Annotated in this window: 22 protein-coding genes; 10 read left to right on the top strand and 12 right to left on the bottom strand. The window is 52.6% G+C overall.

Features of this window, described 5'->3' with window-relative positions; all coding sequences use genetic code 11:
- The first annotated feature begins 213 nt into the window (after positions 1–213).
- Both IM290_RS20455 and IM290_RS20450 read left to right on the top strand, forming a co-directional pair.
- Positions 214–780, top strand: a complete 567-nt coding sequence (locus tag IM290_RS20455) for a cytochrome b (RefSeq protein WP_193042517.1) — start codon at positions 214–216, stop codon at positions 778–780.
- 1 nt (position 781) lies between these two features.
- Entirely contained in the window at positions 782–1,360 is a 579-nt protein-coding gene (locus IM290_RS20450) for a YceI family protein (protein ID WP_193042518.1), read from the top strand.
- A gap of 38 nt (positions 1,361–1,398) precedes the next feature.
- Here the strand turns inward: IM290_RS20450 and IM290_RS20445 are convergent, their stop codons facing one another.
- Positions 1,399–2,448, bottom strand: a complete 1,050-nt coding sequence (locus IM290_RS20445) for a rhodanese-related sulfurtransferase (RefSeq protein ID WP_015570841.1) — start codon at positions 2,446–2,448, stop codon at positions 1,399–1,401.
- A 218-nt stretch (positions 2,449–2,666) separates the two neighbouring features.
- Between IM290_RS20445 and IM290_RS20440 the strand changes: the two genes are divergently transcribed.
- The 3 genes from IM290_RS20440 to IM290_RS20430 all read left to right on the top strand — a co-directional run bounded on the left by IM290_RS20440 (position 2,667) and on the right by IM290_RS20430 (position 5,424).
- Positions 2,667–3,593 carry a Kdo(2)-lipid IV(A) acyltransferase gene (locus IM290_RS20440; protein WP_003858019.1) on the top strand — a complete coding sequence of 309 codons (927 nt, stop codon included), beginning with the start codon at positions 2,667–2,669 and terminating at the stop codon, positions 3,591–3,593.
- A gap of 141 nt (positions 3,594–3,734) precedes the next feature.
- Positions 3,735–4,970 (top strand): multidrug efflux MFS transporter MdtG, encoded by a 1,236-nt coding sequence (mdtG, locus tag IM290_RS20435; RefSeq protein ID WP_193042519.1) that lies wholly within the window; start codon positions 3,735–3,737, stop codon positions 4,968–4,970.
- A gap of 79 nt (positions 4,971–5,049) precedes the next feature.
- Positions 5,050–5,424 (top strand): MysB family protein, encoded by a 375-nt coding sequence (locus IM290_RS20430; protein WP_015570844.1) that lies wholly within the window; start codon positions 5,050–5,052, stop codon positions 5,422–5,424.
- A 7-nt stretch (positions 5,425–5,431) separates the two neighbouring features.
- Here IM290_RS20430 and IM290_RS20425 read toward each other — a convergent pair whose 3' ends face one another.
- The 3 genes from IM290_RS20425 to mdoG all read right to left on the bottom strand — a co-directional run bounded on the left by IM290_RS20425 (position 5,432) and on the right by mdoG (position 9,797).
- Positions 5,432–5,659, bottom strand: a complete 228-nt coding sequence (locus tag IM290_RS20425; RefSeq protein ID WP_015570845.1) for a YceK/YidQ family lipoprotein — start codon at positions 5,657–5,659, stop codon at positions 5,432–5,434.
- Between the two features lie 63 nt (positions 5,660–5,722).
- Positions 5,723–8,251 (bottom strand): glucans biosynthesis glucosyltransferase MdoH, encoded by a 2,529-nt coding sequence (gene mdoH, locus IM290_RS20420; protein ID WP_193042520.1) that lies wholly within the window; start codon positions 8,249–8,251, stop codon positions 5,723–5,725.
- Positions 8,244–9,797 carry a glucans biosynthesis protein MdoG gene (gene mdoG, locus IM290_RS20415; protein ID WP_015570847.1) on the bottom strand — a complete coding sequence of 518 codons (1,554 nt, stop codon included), beginning with the start codon at positions 9,795–9,797 and terminating at the stop codon, positions 8,244–8,246. The genes mdoH and mdoG overlap by 8 nt, the downstream gene beginning before the upstream one ends.
- Before the next feature lie 255 nt (positions 9,798–10,052).
- On the opposite strand from mdoG, the gene mdoC reads away from it, so the two are divergent.
- Entirely contained in the window at positions 10,053–11,192 is a 1,140-nt protein-coding gene (mdoC, locus tag IM290_RS20410) for a glucans biosynthesis protein MdoC (RefSeq protein WP_193042521.1), read from the top strand.
- 40 nt (positions 11,193–11,232) lie between these two features.
- Here mdoC and ymdB read toward each other — a convergent pair whose 3' ends face one another.
- From ymdB to csgB, 5 genes are all read right to left on the bottom strand, one after another.
- Positions 11,233–11,769: an O-acetyl-ADP-ribose deacetylase gene (ymdB, locus tag IM290_RS20405; RefSeq protein WP_015570849.1), complete on the bottom strand. Its 537-nt coding sequence runs from the start codon at positions 11,767–11,769 to the stop codon at positions 11,233–11,235.
- A gap of 80 nt (positions 11,770–11,849) precedes the next feature.
- A complete protein-coding gene (locus tag IM290_RS20400) occupies positions 11,850–12,170 on the bottom strand; it encodes a type 1 fimbrial protein (RefSeq protein ID WP_017384751.1) in 321 nt (106 codons plus the stop codon).
- A 153-nt stretch (positions 12,171–12,323) separates the two neighbouring features.
- Positions 12,324–12,656, bottom strand: coding sequence for a curli assembly chaperone CsgC (gene csgC, locus IM290_RS20395; RefSeq protein WP_045342804.1), 333 nt, complete (start codon positions 12,654–12,656; stop codon positions 12,324–12,326).
- Positions 12,657–12,712: 56 nt separating this feature from the next.
- Positions 12,713–13,168 (bottom strand): curli major subunit CsgA, encoded by a 456-nt coding sequence (csgA, locus tag IM290_RS20390; RefSeq protein WP_003858043.1) that lies wholly within the window; start codon positions 13,166–13,168, stop codon positions 12,713–12,715.
- A gap of 39 nt (positions 13,169–13,207) precedes the next feature.
- Positions 13,208–13,663 carry a curli minor subunit CsgB gene (gene csgB / locus IM290_RS20385; protein WP_193042522.1) on the bottom strand — a complete coding sequence of 152 codons (456 nt, stop codon included), beginning with the start codon at positions 13,661–13,663 and terminating at the stop codon, positions 13,208–13,210.
- A gap of 743 nt (positions 13,664–14,406) precedes the next feature.
- On the opposite strand from csgB, the gene csgD reads away from it, so the two are divergent.
- From csgD to csgG, 4 genes are read left to right on the top strand one after another with little or no spacing between them, the layout of a single operon-like run.
- The gene (csgD, locus tag IM290_RS20380; RefSeq protein ID WP_017384754.1) at positions 14,407–15,057 is read left to right on the top strand and encodes a biofilm master transcriptional regulator CsgD; all 651 of its coding nucleotides are present in this window, start codon (positions 14,407–14,409) and stop codon (positions 15,055–15,057) included.
- Positions 15,058–15,061: 4 nt separating this feature from the next.
- Complete coding sequence (csgE, locus tag IM290_RS20375) at positions 15,062–15,451, top strand: curli production assembly/transport protein CsgE (RefSeq protein ID WP_003858052.1); 390 nt, start codon at positions 15,062–15,064, stop codon at positions 15,449–15,451.
- A gap of 26 nt (positions 15,452–15,477) precedes the next feature.
- On the top strand, positions 15,478–15,894 hold the full coding sequence (gene csgF / locus IM290_RS20370) for a curli production assembly/transport protein CsgF (RefSeq protein ID WP_003858054.1): 417 nt from the start codon (positions 15,478–15,480) through the stop codon (positions 15,892–15,894).
- 26 nt (positions 15,895–15,920) lie between these two features.
- A complete protein-coding gene (csgG, locus tag IM290_RS20365) occupies positions 15,921–16,754 on the top strand; it encodes a curli production assembly/transport protein CsgG (protein ID WP_003858055.1) in 834 nt (277 codons plus the stop codon).
- Positions 16,755–16,797: 43 nt separating this feature from the next.
- Here csgG and IM290_RS20360 read toward each other — a convergent pair whose 3' ends face one another.
- The 3 genes from IM290_RS20360 to IM290_RS20350 all read right to left on the bottom strand — a co-directional run bounded on the left by IM290_RS20360 (position 16,798) and on the right by IM290_RS20350 (position 18,688).
- Positions 16,798–17,280, bottom strand: coding sequence for a DUF1097 domain-containing protein (locus tag IM290_RS20360; RefSeq protein ID WP_072203222.1), 483 nt, complete (start codon positions 17,278–17,280; stop codon positions 16,798–16,800).
- Positions 17,281–17,376: 96 nt separating this feature from the next.
- Positions 17,377–17,931 carry a molecular chaperone gene (locus IM290_RS20355; RefSeq protein WP_003858059.1) on the bottom strand — a complete coding sequence of 185 codons (555 nt, stop codon included), beginning with the start codon at positions 17,929–17,931 and terminating at the stop codon, positions 17,377–17,379.
- Positions 17,932–17,950: 19 nt separating this feature from the next.
- On the bottom strand, positions 17,951–18,688 hold the full coding sequence (locus tag IM290_RS20350) for a phosphatase (protein WP_032670147.1): 738 nt from the start codon (positions 18,686–18,688) through the stop codon (positions 17,951–17,953).
- Positions 18,689–18,748 lie beyond the last annotated feature (60 nt).

The following is an 18,748-nucleotide window of genomic DNA, read 5'->3' as shown; positions in this document are numbered from 1 at the left end:
CGTTTATTGACACTCCTTTAAATTTATTTAACTTATATTTTTTAAAAAACGTCACCTCAAATTTATTGAACGAAGCGATTGAAATACATTGCGGAAACACATTCAAATTCGCTGAAATAAATTAAATAAAAAACATTATTCATTTTTTTCAGTTGCATTATTTATTTAACCCGTCCATTTTTATTGCTCAGTCATTTGAGAACGGAAATTCATATGCAATGGCGTAACTCCTCCCGCCGCTACGGAATAATATCCATGTGTTTACACTGGCTATTTGCACTTGCCGTCTATGCCATGTTTGGTCTCGGACTGTGGATGGTGACATTAAGCTATTATGACAGTTGGTATCATCAGGCCCCCGAATTGCACAAAAGCATCGGGGTTCTGCTGATGATGGGTCTGGTTTTTCGCGTGATCTGGCGACATATCTCTCCGCCCCCTCCAGCACCCAAAAGCCATGGCCGACTTATCCGCATAAGCGCTGTTGGCGCACATATCGCACTCTATGCCCTGCTGTTCGCCATTCTGATCAGCGGCTATCTCATTTCGACCGCAGACGGTAAACCGATCAGCGTGTTTGGGCTTTTTGACGTCCCAGCCACGCTGGCTGACGCCGGTTCACAGGCTGACACCGCAGGTGTGGTTCATCTGTGGCTGGCATGGAGCGTGGTGATCCTGTCTGTCCTGCATGGCCTTGCGGCCCTGAAACACCACTTTATTGATAAAGACGATACGCTGAAGCGCATGCTTGGCCGTTCGTCAGTTGACTCTGGAGCATAAAATGAAAAAACGCCTGTTGGGTATCGCATTAGGTTCGCTGCTATTTACCACCGGTTCGGCCATTGCCGCTGACTATAAAATTGATAAGGAGGGCCAGCATGCCTTCGTCAATTTCCGTATTCAGCATCTGGGTTACAGCTGGTTATATGGCACATTCAATGATTTCGATGGCACATTTACTTTCGACGAGAAAAACCCTGCTACCGATAAAGTGAACGTCACCATTAATACCAACAGCGTCGACACTAATCACGCCGAGCGTGATAAACATCTGCGCAGCGCTGAATTTCTGAACGTGGGCAAATTCCCGCAAGCTACTTTCGCGTCGACAGAGGTGAAGAAAGACGGTGATAAGCTCGCTATTACCGGTAATCTGACGCTGAACGGCGTAACAAAACCGGTCACACTGGATGCCAAATTAATTGGACAGGGCGACGATCCGTGGGGTGGCAAACGTGCTGGATTTGAAGCCGCAGGCAAAATTCATCTGAAAGATTTTAATATCACCACGGATTTAGGCCCGGCATCGCAGGATGTTGAGTTGATTATTTCGGTGGAAGGCGTTCAGCAGAAGTCATAAAACAGGCCCGGCAGGCTTTCGCGCCGCCGGGCAGTGTTTTACTCCGGGTCCGGAATACCCAGTTTGGTATTCAGTCGGCCCCGGGATTTATTAAAGATCTTATTCCCGTTTTCGCGTCCGGCACGGCGACGACGTTGCTCTTCTTCAGGCAAGATACTCTCTTCACTGCACAGCTCGCTACAGCAGCCATTAAACTTCTCGGCACATGCAGGGCACTGAATAAACAGCAGATGACATCCGTCGTTTTTGCAGTTGGTATGCGTATCGCACGGCGTACCGCACTGGTGGCAGTGCGCGATCACGTCCTCTGAAATTCGCTCGCCCATACGCTCGTCAAACACAAAGTTCTTACCGATAAAACGCACCGGTAAACCCTGCTCACGGGCGCGACGGGCATACTCAATGATCCCACCCTCAATGTGCCAGACTTTATTAAACCCGTTGTGCTTCATCCAGGCGCTGGCTTTTTCACAGCGGATCCCCCCGGTGCAGTACATAACGATCTTTTTGTCTTTATGCTCCTGCATCATCTCAACGGCTTTTGGCAGTTGCTCGCGGAAGGTGTCGGCAGGAATTTCCATCGCATTCTCGAAGTGCCCCACTTCATATTCATAGTGGTTACGCATATCAATGAACACCGCATCCGGATCGTCGAGCATCGCGTTCACTTCAGCGGCCTTCAGGTACTCCCCCACATTAGCGGCATTGAAGCTCGGATCGTCAATGCCATCCGCCACAATACGCTCGCGCACCTTCATGCGCAGCACCCAGAATGATTTACCGTCATCATCCAGCGCAATGTTCAGGCGTAAGCCGTTAAGCGCCGGATCAAACCCGTAAAGGAGGTCGCGGAAGGCGCTGACCTTGCTTTCCGGCACGCTGATCTGCGCGTTAATCCCCTCACGCGCCAGATAGACGCGACCAAACACGTTCAGGGCGGTAAAAGCCTGGTAAAGCGCATCGCGGGTCGCCTGGGGATCATCAATGGTGAAATACTTATAGAAAGAGATCGTTGTGCGCGGTTCGGTTTCGGCCAACATACGCGCTTTCAACATCTCATTCGAAACGCGGTTGTGTAACACTGGCATGGTGTACAAGTCCTGCAATCGTTGAGAATTAAAAATCGGTCGGCATGATATAGCAAACAAAGACAATTTACATCCACACAATTTACGCTACATTTCAGTCAACCTGATTAATCAGACTTAACATTTGCATATTCTTTCATGTTTCGATGACAGACATTTTGGCTATGCCTTAAAAAATGAGACAATATCCTTTCAGGACGTTAGAACACAGGACAGACATGACCCAGTTACCGAAATTTACTGCCGCGCTTTTGCATCCCCGCTATTGGTTAACATGGTCAGGCATTGGCTTGTTGTGGCTAATTGTACAGCTGCCTTATCCCGTCATTTTCCGCATGGGTAAAGGACTGGGCCGCATTGCTCAGCAGTTTATGAAGCGTCGCGCCAGGATCGCGTATCGTAACCTTGAGCTTTGTTTTCCTCAGATGAGTGAATCTGAGCGCCACGACATGGTGGTTAAAAACTTCGAATCTGTCGGCATGGGGCTGATGGAGACCGGTATGGCCTGGTTCTGGTCGGATAAACGCATGGCGCGCTGGACGGAAGTGGCCGGGACCGGCATGGAGCCGGTGCATACTCTTCAGGCCAACCAGACTGGCGTCCTGCTGATTGGCGTTCATTTCCTGACGCTCGAAATTGGCGCGCGCATGTTCGGCATGCAGGCCCCGGGTATTGGCGTTTATCGTCCTAACGATAATCCGGTGATCGATTTGATCCAGACCAACGGACGCATGCGCTCCAATAAAAGCATGATCGATCGCAAAGACCTGAAAGGGATGATCCGCGCCCTGAAATCAGGTGAAGTGGTCTGGTATGCCCCGGATCATGACTATGGCCCGCAATCCAGCGTGTTTGTCCCGTTCTTTGCGGTGGAAGATGCAGCGACGACCACCGGGACCTGGATGCTGGCGCGGATGTCCAAAGCGGCTATCGTGCCGTTTGTGCCGCGCCGTAAACCAGACGGTTCAGGCTATCAGCTCATCATGCTGGAGCCGGAACTCGCGCCACCGCTGATTGATGCAGAAACCACCGCCCGCTGGATGAACGGCGTTGTCGAGAAATGCATTATGCTCGCGCCGGAGCAGTACATGTGGCTGCATCGCCGCTTTAAAACCCGGCCTCAGGGCGTCCCTTCCCGGTATTAACCTGCGTGCGGCCTTCCGGGCCGCATGTTGTTTTAGCTTTAAAAGCTCCCCGTCATTGCGGCAATCATACCCCGGGCGCATAATTAGCAGGCTTATTACCTCACTGTTCACGGTGCCCTGCACCTCATTATGCGGATAGTTATGTCCCCCACAGATGCTCCCATAAACTGGAAACGTAACCTGACGGTTGCGTGGCTGGGTTGTTTTCTTACTGGCGCCGCCTTTAGCCTGGTGATGCCCTTCCTGCCCCTCTACGTTGAACAGCTCGGCGTCACCGGACATAGCGCCCTGAATATGTGGTCCGGCCTGGTGTTCAGCATTACGTTCCTGTTCTCCGCCATTGCGTCGCCTTTCTGGGGTGGGCTGGCGGATCGCAAAGGCCGCAAAATTATGCTGCTGCGCTCCGCGCTCGGCATGGCGATCATTATGCTGCTGATGGGGGTGGCGCAGAACGTCTGGCAGTTCCTGATATTACGTGCACTCCTGGGCCTGCTCGGGGGATTTATCCCTAACGCCAACGCCCTGATCGCCACCCAAATCCCGCGCCAGAAAAGCGGCTGGGCGTTGGGCACGCTCTCCACTGGCGGCGTAAGCGGTGCACTGCTGGGCCCACTGGCGGGCGGGCTGCTGGCCGACCACTACGGACTGCGGCCGGTATTCTTCATTACCGCCAGCGTGCTGTTCCTCTGCTTCCTGGTGACGCTTATCTGTATCCGCGAGAATTTCACGCCCGTGGCCAAAAAAGAGATGCTGCACGCCCGGGATGTGCTGGCCTCGCTGAAAAACCCAAAGCTGTTGCTGAGCCTGTTTGTAACCACCATGATTATCCAGGTGGCCACCGGTTCAATCGCGCCTATACTGACGCTCTACGTACGCGACCTGGCGGGAAACGTCAGCAATATCGCCTTTATCAGCGGCCTAATCGCCTCTGTTCCCGGCGTGGCGGCGCTACTGAGCGCGCCGAGGCTCGGCAAGCTGGGAGACCGTATCGGCCCGGAAAAGATCCTTATCTGCGCGCTGATCGTCTCCGTCCTGCTGCTGATCCCCATGGCGTTGGTGCAGTCTCCGTGGCAGCTCGGCGTCCTGCGCTTCCTGCTGGGGGCTGCGGATGGTGCGCTACTCCCGGCTGTACAGACGCTGCTGGTCTATAACTCCACCAACCAGACAGCCGGTCGTATTTTCAGTTATAACCAGTCGTTTCGCGATCTGGGTAACGTCACCGGACCGCTGGTCGGCGCGGGGATTTCGGCCAGCTTCGGTTTCAGGGCGGTCTTTATCGTGACGGCAGGCGTCGTGCTGTTCAACGCCGTTTATTCGTGGCTCAGCTTATCCCGGGCACTACGCCCGGCGCGAATAAGACAACATCGTGACGGCTAATTTTCGCATTCATACTTGCAAAATCACATAATCAGCTATTCTTTCCCTGAATACCTTCACGAAAAACAGGGAGACACCAATGACCATGTACGCCACGCTGGAAGAAGCAATTGATGCCGCTCGCGAAGAGTTCCTCGCCGATAATCCCGGCGTTGAGGAAGAAGATGCTGACGTGCAACAACTTAATATCCAAAAATACGTCCTACAGGACGGCGATATTATGTGGCAGGCCGAATTCTTTGCTGATGAGGGTGAAGATGGTGAATGTCTGCCGATACTGAGTGGTGAAGGTGCACAGGCGGTATTCGACGGCGACTACGACGAAATTGAGTTACGTCAGGAGTGGCTGGAAGAAAATACGCTGCACGAATGGGACGAAGGTGAGTTTCAGCTCGAACCGCCGCTGGATACCGAAGAGGGTCAGGCCGCAGCGGACGAATGGGACGAGCGATAAGTCACTGCTACTCGTAGGGGCCGTGGCTGGCATCGATGGGCAGCAGTAGCGTGTCGAAAATCAGCGAAAACGGCAGATCGAGCACGGTGAGATAGCGCCATGCGGAATCACGGACATCCCACTGTACGCCGGGGTAGTACTGATTCCCGTGGCCCTGCCCGGGGATGGTGCGGCTGATAATGCTGCCGCAGCCGCTGAGCAGGCATGCCATCATGATTACAATGACGACTTTCATTGTTAAACCTCTAAAAAAATACCGGCGCTTAAGCCGGTATTTTATTTGGCGAGCAAAGAAGCGTTACTTCGCCTTCAGTGCCAGCGGATTGAGCTTCACGTCCTTGTAGTAGTTCACCCACGAAGAGTATCTCTCCGGAGCAGACCACACGCGGTAGTGAAGCCGTGCCATCGTCACCGGATCGCTCAACAGCACCAGACGACGGTCGCGGTTAAGCTTTTCTGGCGTCTCGTTCAGCGCCTGCTCAACGTGGCGATCGCGGGCGATCTCCAGCACCTGGCTGGCGCGGTGACGCGCCGTCGCCATCGCGGTTGCCAGCGCGTTGAATGACGGGTTAAACACGGCATGCATAAAGCCATCATCCAGCGTGCGTTTGCGGTTCTGCTCCAGATAGGTATCGGTATCCACCAGCACCTGCGGCGGGGAATACTCTTCCGGGATCAGGAACAGCTTCCAGCGTTTGGTACGCAGGCCCACCGTGGAACGGCTGGAGATCACCGACACAAACGGCGACAGGATCAGCGAGAAGACGATTGGCGCCAGCCAGAACAGGAAACGCAGATCCAGCCAGGCCATACCAACGGCCCACACCAGGCCCAGCAGCAGCTGAGAGCCGTGGCGCATAAAGGCTTCACTCCACGGCGTAGAGTCATCATCACGCTGCGGTGAATTCCACACCACTTCCCATCCCAGGAACGCGCTCACCACAAACACCGTATGGAACAGCATACGCACCGGCGCCAGCAGGACCGAGAACAGCACTTCCAGCAGCAGTGAAAGGGTCACGCGGCAGAAACCACCGTACTCCTTCGAACCTTTGCACCAGATCAGAATGATACTGAGCAGCTTAGGCAGGAACAGCAGCACCATGGTCGACGCGAACAGCGCGATCGCCAGCTCCGGACGCCACTGCGGCCACACCGGGAACAGCTGGCGCGGTTGCAGGAAATACTGCGGCTCCGTCAGGGCATGCACAACCTGCAACGCGGTTGAGAGCGCCAGGAACATAAACCACAGCGGCGCAGACAGATAGGACATAACGCCCGTCAGGAACACCGCACGGTGAACAGGGTGCATCCCTTTCACCAGGAACAGGCGGAAGTTCATCAGGTTACCGTGACACCAGCGGCGGTCGCGTTTGAGCTCATCCAGCAGGTTCGGCGGCAGCTCTTCATACGAGCCAGGCAGATCGTAGGCAATCCAGACGCCCCACCCTGCGCGACGCATCAGCGCAGCTTCCACAAAGTCATGCGACAGAATGGACCCGGCAAACGACCCTTCACCCGGCAGCGGCGCCAGGGCGCAGTGCTCGATGAATGGCTTCACGCGGATAATGGCGTTGTGGCCCCAGTAGTGGGATTCACCCAACTGCCAGAAGTGCAGACCGGCAGTAAACAGCGGCCCGTAGACGCGGGTCGCAAACTGCTGGCAGCGCGCATACAGCGTGTCCATACCGGACGCTTTTGGCGAGGACTGAATAATTCCCGCGTTCGGGTTGGCTTCCATCAGACGGACCAGCCCGCTCAGGCAGTCGCCGCTCATCACGGAGTCTGCATCCAGTACCACCATGTAGCTGTACTGGTTACCCCAGCGACGACAGAAGTCATCAATGTTTCCGCTCTTACGCTTAACACGACGACGACGACGACGGTAGAAGATCTGCCCTTCGCCCTGCACCTCGGCAATCAGTTCCATCCAGGCTTTTTGCTCCGCCACGCAGATATCCGGATTGTAGCTGTCGCTCAGGATATAGACGTCGAAATGCGCCGCGTTACCGGTCGCCTTTACGGACTCCCAGGTAGCACGTAGCCCGGCGAATACGCGGTCAACGTCTTCGTTACAGATAGGCATGATCAGCGCGGTACGGTGCTCAGGATCGAGGGGTTCATCCCCGACCGTCGACGCGGAAATGCTGTATTTGTCACGCCCCATCAGCAGTTGCAGGAAGCCCATCAGCGCCGTCCAGAACCCGGCGGAGACCCAACAGAACAGCACCGCGAACAGCAGAAGAATGCCGCTCTGTAAAATATACGGCAGCAGCTGCATGAAGGAGACCCAGATATCCTGGCCAATCATGTCAGCAGGGTTAATCAACGCCCAGCCCTGGTACGGCAGAATGGTTTTCATGTACCAGGTTGCGACAACCGTCTGCGCCAGCGTCAGCAGCAGCAGAATGTAACGACGAATCGTTCCCACGGTACGCCATTTCTGCTCGGATGCCTGCTGTTCTTTGGTCAGACGTGACAGATAGCGCGGCGTCACGTCACGCCCACGCAGGCGATCCCAGAAGCGGCCCACCGGGTTGGTGCGCCACGGATCGGGGAACATGGAGGAACGCGTGGCCTTCGGCATCGCCTGTAGCTGGTCACGCCCTTCGTCATCCTTGATTAGCTGCCCTTCTGCCAGCGAGTCCGGCCATGCCTGCTCCAGACGTGCCTTCACTGACCCCAGCGGCGTATCATCATCACGGGAAAAGTGACGATGTTCACCATCCAGCGCGGTGTGAACCGCGCGGATGTCGCTCGCAGGGAGTGCCGCTTTTTCAATGTCCGTCAGCGGCATGGCATCAATATATTCAGATGTATTATTCATTGGCAGGTAGCTGATAGCTCCAGGTTTCACTCAGCGGCTTATCGTTACTGACCAGCGCGGCGCGCATTTCAGTGGTCTGTTTCGGATCTTTCACCTTCACGCGCAGGGTCAAACGCCACCCTTTGGTGACCGGGTTGTAACGCACGGCGTTCTCAACGATTTCACCGTTATCGCCAATGCTGGCCTGTGCCGTCACGGCAGTATCCGGGGCCAGTTTTTTCATATCCTGCCCGGTGAAGTCCACGATAAATGCCAGCGTGCCATCCGGCTGACGAATCAGGTTGGACTGCTTCACGTCACCCGTCGAACGACGCGTCTGCATAACATACGCGTTATCCGGTGCGTGCAGTTTGTCTTCGTCACGGCTGAAGGTGATCGCATACTTGAAGTTCATCTCTTTACCGGCTTCCGGCAGCTGATCCGGTGTCCAGTACGCCACAATGTTATCGTTGGTTTCATCGTTAGTTGGAATTTCAACCAGCTCAACCTTGCCTTTACCCCAGTCGCCTTTCGGCGTTACCCAGGCGCTTGGACGCAGATCGTAGCGGTCATCCAGATCTTCAAAGCGGGAGAACTGACGGCCACGTTGCAGCAGACCAAAGCCCTGCGGGTTTTCCATCGCAAAGCTGCTGACGGCGAGGTGTTTCGGGTTGTTCAGCGGACGCCAGATCCACTCGCCGTTACCCGCATGAATGGAGAGGCCGTTGGAATCATGCAGTTCAGGACGGAAATTGGTCGCCGGAGAGGGCTGGTTCGGCCCGAATAGGAACATGCTGGTCAGCGGCGCGACGCCCAGTTTGCCCACTTTATCGCGCAGGTAAACTTTAGACTGTACGTCAACCACCGTGTCACGCCCTGGCATGATCACGAAGCGATAAGCGCCTGTCGCACGAGGGGAGTCCAGCAGCGCATAAATTGTCAGACGTTTGTCGGTTGGTTTTGGACGTTCGATCCAGAACTCGCGAAAACGTGGAAATTCTTCACCTGATGGCAGCGCGGTATCAATTGCCAGACCGCGCGCAGAAAGCCCGTACACCTGCCCCGCGCCAATCACGCGGAAGTAGCTGGCGCCAAGCATGCTGACGATTTCGTCGTTTTTATCTTTGCTGTTAATCGGGTAAAGCACCTTGAAGCCTGCGAAGCCGAGGTCTTTCACCGTGTCTTTATCGTGTTGCACATCGCCAAAATTGAAATAATCCGGGCTGTACTTGATTTTGCGTACCGCGGTCGCCGTCACTTCATTGATGGCAACCGGCGTGTCGAAGTACATACCCTGGTGGTAAAATTCAAGCTTGAACGGGGTTTTAATATTGTTCCAGTACGCTTTATCGTGATTGAACTGGATCTGCTGATAGTCCGCGTATTTCATGTCGCGGAAAACGGAGGGCAGGTTACTTTTTGGCGCTTCGTAGCTCTTGCCCGCCATCGATTTAGCCTGTTTTGCGACATCATCGATGTTAAAGGCCAGTGCAGATGAGGTATACAGTGACAACAGCACTGCTACACCCAACCAACGCATTTTCATCATTTGTGGTTTATGTTTCATAATAAGTAAGCACTTCCCCCTTTGTGTGCTTATATCGATCCGATCCATTTTAATGGAAACTCAGGCAATCCGACAACATTATCACTGCTTTGTTCAGCTCGCTGGCTCATGGATTAAGCAAATGAAAGAACCCGCTTTTCACTTTGCGTGCTTATCCTGGAGACAGGGTGTCGGTCTTGGTGTAGGGTTGGCTCCGAATGTAACCATTATGAGCCTTAGGGATAAGGCGAAAAGTCTGAGAATGCGCAAAGTTATATGAGCACAACCCCTGTACAACGTGAATATTTCCTCGACTCGATCCGCGCATGGCTCATGCTATTGGGGATCCCTTTTCATATTTCACTGATCTATTCCAGCCACACCTGGCACGTGAACAGCCAGATGCCCTCCTGGTGGCTGACGCTGTTTAATGATTTTATCCATGCCTTCCGCATGCAGGTGTTTTTTGTCATTTCCGGTTATTTCTCTTACATGCTCTTCTTGCGCTATCCCCTCAAACGATGGTGGAAAGTGCGCGTGGAGCGCGTGGGCATACCGATGTTGACGGCCATTCCGCTGCTGACGCTGCCGCAGTTCATCATGTTGCAGCATGTTAAAGGCAAGGCGGAAAACTGGCCGAATCTCTCCTTCTATGAGAAATACAACACTCTGGTCTGGGAGCTGATTTCCCACCTCTGGTTCCTGCTGGTACTGGTGGTGCTAACCACGGTGAGTTTGTTGATCTTCAGCCAGCTGCGCCAGCGCGCAAGCACCGCATCCTCGACCTTCTTCGCCAACATCACCCTGGGCAAGCTGTCGCTCCTGTTTCTTGCGCTGGGGGTCGCGTATGCCGCCGTCAGGCGTACCCTGCTCATTGTCTACCCTACCATTCTGAGCGATGGGCTGTTTAATTTCGTGGTGATGCAGACCCTGTTCTACATTCCCTTCTTCCTGATTGGGGCGCTGGCATTTATTCATCCCCGGCTTAAAGCGCTGTTTACCACCCCCTCCCCCTGGTGTGCGGTGGGTGCTGCGCTGGCCTTTGCCGCCTATCTTCTCAATCAGCGCTATGGCAGCGGGGACGCGTGGATGTATGAGACAGAGAGCGTGATAACGATGCTGATGGGCCTGTGGATGGTTAACGTGGTGTTCGCCCTTGGCCATCGTCTGCTGAATTTTAAATCCAGCCGCGTTACCTATTTCGTTAATGCTTCGCTGTTTATCTACCTGGTTCACCATCCGCTGACGCTGTTTTTCGGGGCGTACATTACGCCGCATATTGCCTCGAATGCGCTGGGCTTCTTCACCGGCCTGGTCTTTGTGGTTGGTATTGCCATCGTGTTGTATGAAATCCACCTGCGGATCCCGCTTTTGCGTTTCCTGTTCTCAGGCAAACCTCAGGTTAAAGCGGGATAACAAAACGGCGCCTCCAGGGCGCCGTTTTTGCATTCAGACATCAAAATGCCTGGCTGCGCGCGGTCAAAATCCGCTGATACAGGTCGGCGGTGTGCTCATCGAAGCAGACAAAAATGACTTTTTCCGGCATGGGTTTGAGGGAAAGGTAGTGATAAACGGTATTCACGGCGATTGTAGCTGCCGCTTCCTTTGGATAACCGTACACCCCGGTGCTAATGGCGGGGAACGCCATGGTCTTATACCCGTTATCCGCCGCAAGCCGCAGGCAGTTACGATACGCCTGCTCCAGAATCTCAGCCTCATGGCGGTCGCCACCGTGCCAGACGGGTCCAACGGTATGGATCACCGCCTTGGCCGGGAGATCGCCCGCAAGCGTAATAACAGCATGCCCCGGCGGGCACTCTCCCTGCTGCTGACGCACGGTTTTGCATGCTTCAAGGAGTTGAGGGCCTGCGGCCCGGTGAATGGCACCGTCCACCCCGCCCCCACCCATCAGGGAGGAATTGGCTGCGTTGACGATCACGTCAACGTGTACCGTCGTGATATCGCCATGAATAACGTCGATTTGCGGTCTCATAAACACCCTCTGCAACCCGCCTTTTTCATCAGTGTATCGCAGAGGGAGAAGGAGAAAAACTGCCGCGAAAAAAACGTCGGTTAGCGGTAATCCACCTGAACGACCGCAAGCGTTTTCTGTTCATTCAGGTATTTCATGCTGACAGCGGCCAGAGCTGAATGAGGATGATGGCCCCGGAGCGCCTCGTCATAACTGATGGTATGCGTTTTCATACGGTTATTTTCCGGACAGGAGATCGCAAACTGCTGATGCCGGGGCGTGACTTCGCACGGGTCAGCGACCACGGCGCCACGAAAATGAATCACCCCACCATTTTCTATAGTTGCTGAATAAGCCGGAGATAAAAAAGAGGACAGGATCAGTCCCAGACCAGAAATAATACACGCTGCGGATTTGAACATTATTTGTACTCCTCAATGAAATTCGTCCTTGAGGGGTAAAAACGCTCCGTTATGACGTATCAATTTAAGCAACCCGATGACTGGGTTCTTGATATCAGCATAGCTTACCTGTGCAGCGCCGCCACTTTATTAAATCATTGATTTCATGAATTATTAAAGCGTACTTACCGGTGCGTTCCACTGCTGTGATAAATGAAGCGATTTTCCATCGGAAACGGTGACGATTATTTTTACCGCCTCCCCTGAACGAATATTTAAACTGATTCGCGTTAAATCAATCGGCTGATTAGCGGGTATAAAAAGAGTATTTTTCTGCCGCGATGTACTTTGTCCCGCTTGCCCTTGTCGGACAGATAACACCTCAACCTGACATTCGCAGGCGTCTGCCAGCGTGACCTGAGGAATAATGGTTGTCATATTTGCCTGCTGTGAGGTGCTGAACGTTATCTGGCTGGCAAGCGCGGCAAGAAGAATGAAGGTGCTCATGAGATCCTCCCGAAAAAAAACAGGGCGCATGCCCTGTTTTTTGGTACAGAAATGAATCAGTACTGATGTGCGGTCGCGTTGTTGCCAAAGCCAACCTGGTGCACAGTCACCGTTGAGCCGGACGCTGTCTGGTCTACCGCCGCGCCGTTGCCGCCGCCGAACTGTTTCACGTTGATAACAGAGTCTTTGCTATTCCACTGGTCGATGGTGGCGCTGTTACCAAAGCCTTTTTGCAGCAGATCGATAGAACTGTCATCAGAGCCCTGGCCAACATCTGCACCGTTACCGCCACCGTGCTGGGTAATGGTTAATTCAGAATCTCGGGCGTCCGTCTGCAAAGCAAGTGCGGAGTTACCGCCGCCGTACTGGTAAATGCTCAGGGTTGAGTCAGGGCCGTTATTGCCGCCACCCCAACCACCACCGTGGCCGCCGCCAAATTGTGGTACCGCACCTGCGAAAGCACTGCCAGAAACTACGATTGCTGCAATAACTGCCACTTTGAAAAGTTTCATGGTAAACCCCCATCGGATTGATTAAGGCGTCACACATCGCTAGCGTTGAATAACGCGAATAGCCATTTGCGACTGTCTCTGTACTACAACTGCTGTTTTCTGCGTACCATACTGCGTTATATTCGCCCTGTTACCCGAGCCTTTCTGGATAATCATGGCGGTGTTGCCAAAAGCGCCCTGCTTAATACTCGCATCGTTGCCGTTACCGGTCTGATCGATATAAGCAAGGTTATACGTCCCTGACTGATCAACATGCGCGCGGTTATTCCCGCCCTCCTGGGAAATAATGGACAGCAATTTAGAACCGCCCTGGCGTACATCAGCATTATTACCTGCGCCCTGTTGACCAATAATGGCTGCCTGATTGTATGAAGCTTTACTTAATTCATTTATCGCAAAATTATATTCAGAACTGGCTAAATCTGAATCACCTGCGACTACAAACCCAGGCGCACCCAGTAATGTAAACATCATAAACAACATTTTGTTTTTCATGCTGTCACCCTGGACCTGGCTATAAAATAGGTATGTCTTTACCCGTTAACGCGATTCGTTTTGTTAACGCCGCGTTACGGAAAAGAGTATGTCTGCCGAAACATATTTAATATCTCACCCGTGTGCCTTATTTTTATATGCTCATTCACCTCAAAGTCGTAAATCTCGCCTGAAACGACGCGACACACCACTAATGCAGAAATAAATTCTTGTCTGAGCGTCTGGACAACAGCGAGACAGGCTGTCCAACCTGTACCGGCTTCTACAGACAAACATGGCAATGTCTTTTGCCAGGTGCGTGACACGAAGCAAGTTTTCTTAAGAAAAATTTCCAGCTTAGAGAAGTCTTAACTTTTTAGCTGAGTTCATACTTTTTACCGGCTGGCTTACAATAATTAAAAGCCCAATAATTCAATTCGTTATAATATATTGTATGACTTTCAAAATCTGTGCACGTTTATACACCTGTACAACTTTCCCCTTATCTTAAAATCTATTCACCCTTAAAAATACACAACTTAATATCGAATTTTACATTCTGTTACATGATTAACACTTGCTTTAAAGTTTGCAATAGCTAGATTGAAAACAGCAGTACGTTATTTGTTTTTAATTTTACCGCCTCCTTTGGAGGAAGGTTTTTTAACTACACACAGCAGTGCCACACCTGTCAGTACTTCTGGTGCCCTTTTCAATAATACGAGGGCAGCTGCCGGGTGTCATAAATAACGTGGGGTTTCATCATGTTTAATGAAGTCCATAGCTTACCCGGTCATACATTATTGTTGATCACAAAACCTTCCTTACAAGCGACAGCATTATTGCAGCATTTAAAACAATGCCTCTCGCTTAACGGGAAACTGCATAATATTCAACGTTCTTTTGATGATATCGCTCCTGGCAGCATCATTCTTCTCGATATGATGGAAGCGGATAAAAAACTGGTCCATTACTGGCAGGATAATTTAAGCAGGAAAAACAATAATATCCGCGTATTGTTATTAAATACGCCTGATGAGTATCCTTTCCGCGATATTGAGAGCTGGCCGCATATTAACGGCGTGTTTTACGTCACTGAAGAAGAAAACCGTGTCGTGGAGGGTTTGCAGGGCATATTGCGGGGGGAGTGTTATTTCTCGCAAAAACTGGCCAGCTACCTCATTACCCACTCCGGAAATTATCGCTATAACAGTTCAGAATCTGCACTTCTGACGCACCGTGAGAAAGAGATCCTGAACAAACTGCGTATTGGTGCTTCAAATATTGAAATCGCCCGTTCGTTATTTATCAGCGAAAATACGGTTAAGACGCATCTTTATAATCTTTTCAAAAAGATAGCTGTTAAAAATCGCACGCAGGCGGTGTCGTGGGCCAACGATAACCTCAGGCGTTAATAGCATGAAACGCACCCTAAGTTGGATTGCCGCCGCAGGCATTATGCTTGCTGCCGGAAACCTTCAGGCTGTTGAGGTGGAAGTTCCCGGACTGTTGACCGATCACACCGTCACCTCTGTCGGACACGATTTTTATCGTGCCTTCAGCGATAAGTGGGAAAGCGATTATCCGGGTAACTTAACCATCAACGAACGGCCCAGTGCGCGGTGGGGAAGCTGGATCACAATAACCGCTAATCAGGACGTTATTTACCAGACTTTTTTATTCCCAACGAAAAGAGACTTCGATCAGAACGTCGCTTTCGCGCTGGCACAAACAGAAGAAGCTATTAACCGCCTACAGTTAGACAAAGCCCTTTTGAGCACAGGCGATTTAGCAAAAGATGAGTTCTAGCAACGACACCTATTTCGGAGGCTGTAATGCGTCTCGCACACACAGTGATTTCGTTAATGCTCATTGCGCCGTTGAGCTGGGCCGGAAATATGACATTCCAGTTCCGCAACCCTAATTTTGGCGGCAACCCGAATAACGGAGCCTTTATGCTTAACCAGGCTCAGGCTCAAAACTCTTATAAAGACCCCAGCTATGACGATGATTTCGGTATCGAGACCCCGTCGGCCCTGGATAATTTCACTCAGGCCATCCAGTCGCAAATATTAGGTGGCTTATTAACCAACATTAATACCGGAAAACCCGGCCGGATGGTCACTAACGACTTTATCGTCGATATTGCCAATAAAGACGGGCAGCTTCAGTTAAATGTGACAGACCGAAAAACCGGTAAAACGTCGACAATCCAGGTTTCCGGTTTGCAGACCAGTTCAACTGATTTCTAAACAACCCCGAAATAAGGACAATTATTATGCAGCGCTTTTTTATTTTAGTTGCAGTGTGCTTATTAAGCGGTTGTTTAACTGCCCCGCCAAAAGAAGCCGCTAAACCCACCCTGATGCCTCGTGCCCAGAGCTACCGGGATCTGACGCATCTGCCGGTCCCTACCGGGAAGATATTCGTCTCGGTCTATAACATTCAGGATGAGACGGGCCAGTTCAAACCGTATCCGGCCAGTAACTTCTCGACGGCCGTACCGCAGAGCGCCACCGCGATGCTGGTCACCGCCCTGAAAGATTCTCGCTGGTTTATCCCGCTGGAACGTCAGGGGCTGCAAAACCTGCTTAACGAACGAAAAATCATTCGTGCCGCGCAGGAGAATGGTACCGTTGGCGTCAATAACCGCATGCCGCTACAGTCTCTCACCGCAGCCAATATCATGGTGGAAGGCTCGATTATCGGCTACGAAAGTAACGTGAAATCGGGCGGCGCGGGTGCGCGTTACTTTGGCATCGGGGCCGACACGCAGTATCAGCTGGATCAGATTGCCGTCAACCTGCGCGTGGTTAACGTGAGCACGGGTGAGATATTATCCTCCGTGACCACCAGCAAAACGATTCTCTCTTATGAAGTGCAGGCCGGGGTGTTCCGCTTTATCGATTACCAGCGTCTGCTGGAGGGTGAAATTGGCTATACCTCTAACGAGCCGGTCATGCTGTGTCTGATGTCGGCCATCGAAACCGGCGTGATTTTCCTGATTAATGACGGTATCGATCGCGGCTTGTGGGATCTTCAGAATAAAAGTGACGTGAGTAATGCGGTGCTGGTGAAATACCGTGAGATGTCGGTGCCGCCGGAGTCATAATCGGCGGCGCATAAAAAAGGCGAGATTTCCGTCTCGCCTTTTTTTATTTACTTACCGCAGGAACGCTCTGGCTCTTCTCGCGTCGGGCCGCAAGCCAGAGGCCGCTGTTCTTCATGGCGTAGCCAAACAGTAACCCCAGCATGAGCGAAGGGACCACCAGCTTCCAGTCCCCCTGCCCCGCAAAGGTCGCGCAGGCACCCATGAACGTGCCGGGCACAAAGGACAACAGCAGATGTTTTGCCTGAACGCACATCAGGAAGGCCACAATGCCGGTGATGGCGTACCCCAGGATTTCCACCTGCGGCGCCAGCGCGCTGCCTTTCATAATGACCAGCGCCCAAATCACACCGCTCATCAGAGTACAGCCGGAGATGAAGAGCCCTTTGAGACCACCCTGCGGGCAGGCGAAATAGGCCGTGCAGCCAAGAAAACCAGCCCAGCTCAACAAGCCGAGAGAGACAGCCACCCAACCCCAGAGGCCGGAGAGGATGCCAGTCGTGATTGCAATACAAAGTAGTATGTTCATGGTGCGCATCTTAGCAGATGCGCACCATAGAAATGAGATCAGAAGCACATTACGTGCAAGTTGAAATGTATCGTTGCAGGATTTTTGTGATTCAAATCACTCTTCGTTCTCTTCTTCCAGCTCGTCCCACATGGCAGCGATAGCGTCACGCGTCAGCGGAGCCAGCGTTCTCCAGAACGGCGAGGTGGCATGGGCTTCAACTTTACCCAGGAAGGTGCCAACCCACGGAAGCAAATACGTTTCGAACAGGGTTTCAATCGCCTCGTTCTCATCATCACCTGCATTATCTTCAATCCAGGAGGCCGCCAGCAGCAGGGTACCGATATGATCGGCAGGCATATCCGTCAGCGGCATGCCCCGTTCTGAAAGAAACGCCCGAACTTCCGCTTCGGTCGCACCTTCCTGCCAGGCAGAACGATACGGCGACACGCGACACTCTTCCCCCACAAACAGCGCGTTGTAATCCGTTGAAATCTGCTGCATATCACAGCTTTTTTGCAAGCGTTCCAGCAACTCATCCTGTTCCAGCGGCCAGCTCTGCGCCAGTTTACCTTCACGAATCAGGGTAAACAGCGGAACCAGCAGCGGATCCTGCGGCTGGCGGTAATATAAGGTGCCCAGCACGCGGCAAAGGATGGAAAACTCATTCATGTTTTTATTCCGTTATTAATTAAAGATCGGCAAATTCATCAATCGGCGCCATGCCGCGCGACTCAAGGAAGTCGAGCATACGACGCGGCGTGACGTTCAGGATCTGTTCTTCCGGGAAATTCACGTCCCGCAATATTTTCAGGCACTCGCTGAAATCACCCAGCGTGAAGGCCGTGTGTGAATCAGAGCCCAGCGCCACCATGCCGCCCGCGTCACGCACGGCCGCCGCCACTTCGCGGCAGTTGGCTTCACTGCCCTTACGCGAGTGAACAAAGGAGGAGTTGTTAATCTCCAGCGCCACGCGGTGCTTCGCTGCCGCCTGCGCCACGGCCTGAATATCAATCGGGTATTTCGGATTTCCCGGGTGGCTAATAATGTGCACGTTGCCGCTGGCAATAGTGGCAATCATCGCTGCGGTGTTGGTCTCTTTATCCTGGGGCGCAAAGACCGGCTCGTGGAAGCCGGCGAGGATCAGATCTAACGAGGACAGCATCGGGCCGGTGCAGTCAATCTCACCGTCAGTATTTTTGATGTTCGCTTCGATGCCGCGCAGTATCCCGATACCGTCCACCAGGCGTGGCCAGATACGCATATTCACAAAATGCCAGTAGTGCGGCGCATCCGCCATATCCGGACCGTGATCGGTTATCGCAAACAGTTTAATGCCTTTCAGCTTCGCCTGAGCGATATAATCATGGAGGTTACTGTAAGCGTGGGTACTGGCGACGGTGTGCATATGCAGGTCAACGGGATACATCTTTCTCTCCTCTGCGGTTTTTCCAAAGGATAGCAGTTATCAGCGGCGAATATTAGCAAA

It is taken from the genome of Enterobacter cloacae complex sp. S1, assembly GCF_014930525.1.
GTDB lineage: Bacteria > Pseudomonadota > Gammaproteobacteria > Enterobacterales > Enterobacteriaceae > Enterobacter > Enterobacter hormaechei_C.
This window is presented reverse-complemented; position numbering and strand designations above follow the sequence as displayed.

Bases quoted from the DNA above. Each gene is read 5' to 3' on its own strand.
- IM290_RS20455 (WP_193042517.1), top strand. From the start codon at position 214: ATGCAATGGCGTAACTCCTCCCGCCGCTACGGAATAATATCCATGTGT.
- IM290_RS20450 (WP_193042518.1), top strand. From the start codon at position 782: ATGAAAAAACGCCTGTTGGGTATCGCATTAGGTTCGCTGCTATTTACC.
- IM290_RS20445 (WP_015570841.1), bottom strand. From the start codon at position 2,448: ATGCCAGTGTTACACAACCGCGTTTCGAATGAGATGTTGAAAGCGCGT.
- IM290_RS20440 (WP_003858019.1), top strand. From the start codon at position 2,667: ATGACCCAGTTACCGAAATTTACTGCCGCGCTTTTGCATCCCCGCTAT.
- mdtG (WP_193042519.1), top strand. From the start codon at position 3,735: ATGTCCCCCACAGATGCTCCCATAAACTGGAAACGTAACCTGACGGTT.
- IM290_RS20430 (WP_015570844.1), top strand. From the start codon at position 5,050: ATGACCATGTACGCCACGCTGGAAGAAGCAATTGATGCCGCTCGCGAA.
- IM290_RS20425 (WP_015570845.1), bottom strand. From the start codon at position 5,659: ATGAAAGTCGTCATTGTAATCATGATGGCATGCCTGCTCAGCGGCTGC.
- mdoH (WP_193042520.1), bottom strand. From the start codon at position 8,251: ATGAATAATACATCTGAATATATTGATGCCATGCCGCTGACGGACATT.
- mdoG (WP_015570847.1), bottom strand. From the start codon at position 9,797: ATGAAACATAAACCACAAATGATGAAAATGCGTTGGTTGGGTGTAGCA.
- mdoC (WP_193042521.1), top strand. From the start codon at position 10,053: ATGAGCACAACCCCTGTACAACGTGAATATTTCCTCGACTCGATCCGC.
- ymdB (WP_015570849.1), bottom strand. From the start codon at position 11,769: ATGAGACCGCAAATCGACGTTATTCATGGCGATATCACGACGGTACAC.
- IM290_RS20400 (WP_017384751.1), bottom strand. From the start codon at position 12,170: ATGTTCAAATCCGCAGCGTGTATTATTTCTGGTCTGGGACTGATCCTG.
- csgC (WP_045342804.1), bottom strand. From the start codon at position 12,656: ATGAGCACCTTCATTCTTCTTGCCGCGCTTGCCAGCCAGATAACGTTC.
- csgA (WP_003858043.1), bottom strand. From the start codon at position 13,168: ATGAAACTTTTCAAAGTGGCAGTTATTGCAGCAATCGTAGTTTCTGGC.
- csgB (WP_193042522.1), bottom strand. From the start codon at position 13,663: ATGAAAAACAAAATGTTGTTTATGATGTTTACATTACTGGGTGCGCCT.
- csgD (WP_017384754.1), top strand. From the start codon at position 14,407: ATGTTTAATGAAGTCCATAGCTTACCCGGTCATACATTATTGTTGATC.
- csgE (WP_003858052.1), top strand. From the start codon at position 15,062: ATGAAACGCACCCTAAGTTGGATTGCCGCCGCAGGCATTATGCTTGCT.
- csgF (WP_003858054.1), top strand. From the start codon at position 15,478: ATGCGTCTCGCACACACAGTGATTTCGTTAATGCTCATTGCGCCGTTG.
- csgG (WP_003858055.1), top strand. From the start codon at position 15,921: ATGCAGCGCTTTTTTATTTTAGTTGCAGTGTGCTTATTAAGCGGTTGT.
- IM290_RS20360 (WP_072203222.1), bottom strand. From the start codon at position 17,280: ATGAACATACTACTTTGTATTGCAATCACGACTGGCATCCTCTCCGGC.
- IM290_RS20355 (WP_003858059.1), bottom strand. From the start codon at position 17,931: ATGAATGAGTTTTCCATCCTTTGCCGCGTGCTGGGCACCTTATATTAC.
- IM290_RS20350 (WP_032670147.1), bottom strand. From the start codon at position 18,688: ATGTATCCCGTTGACCTGCATATGCACACCGTCGCCAGTACCCACGCT.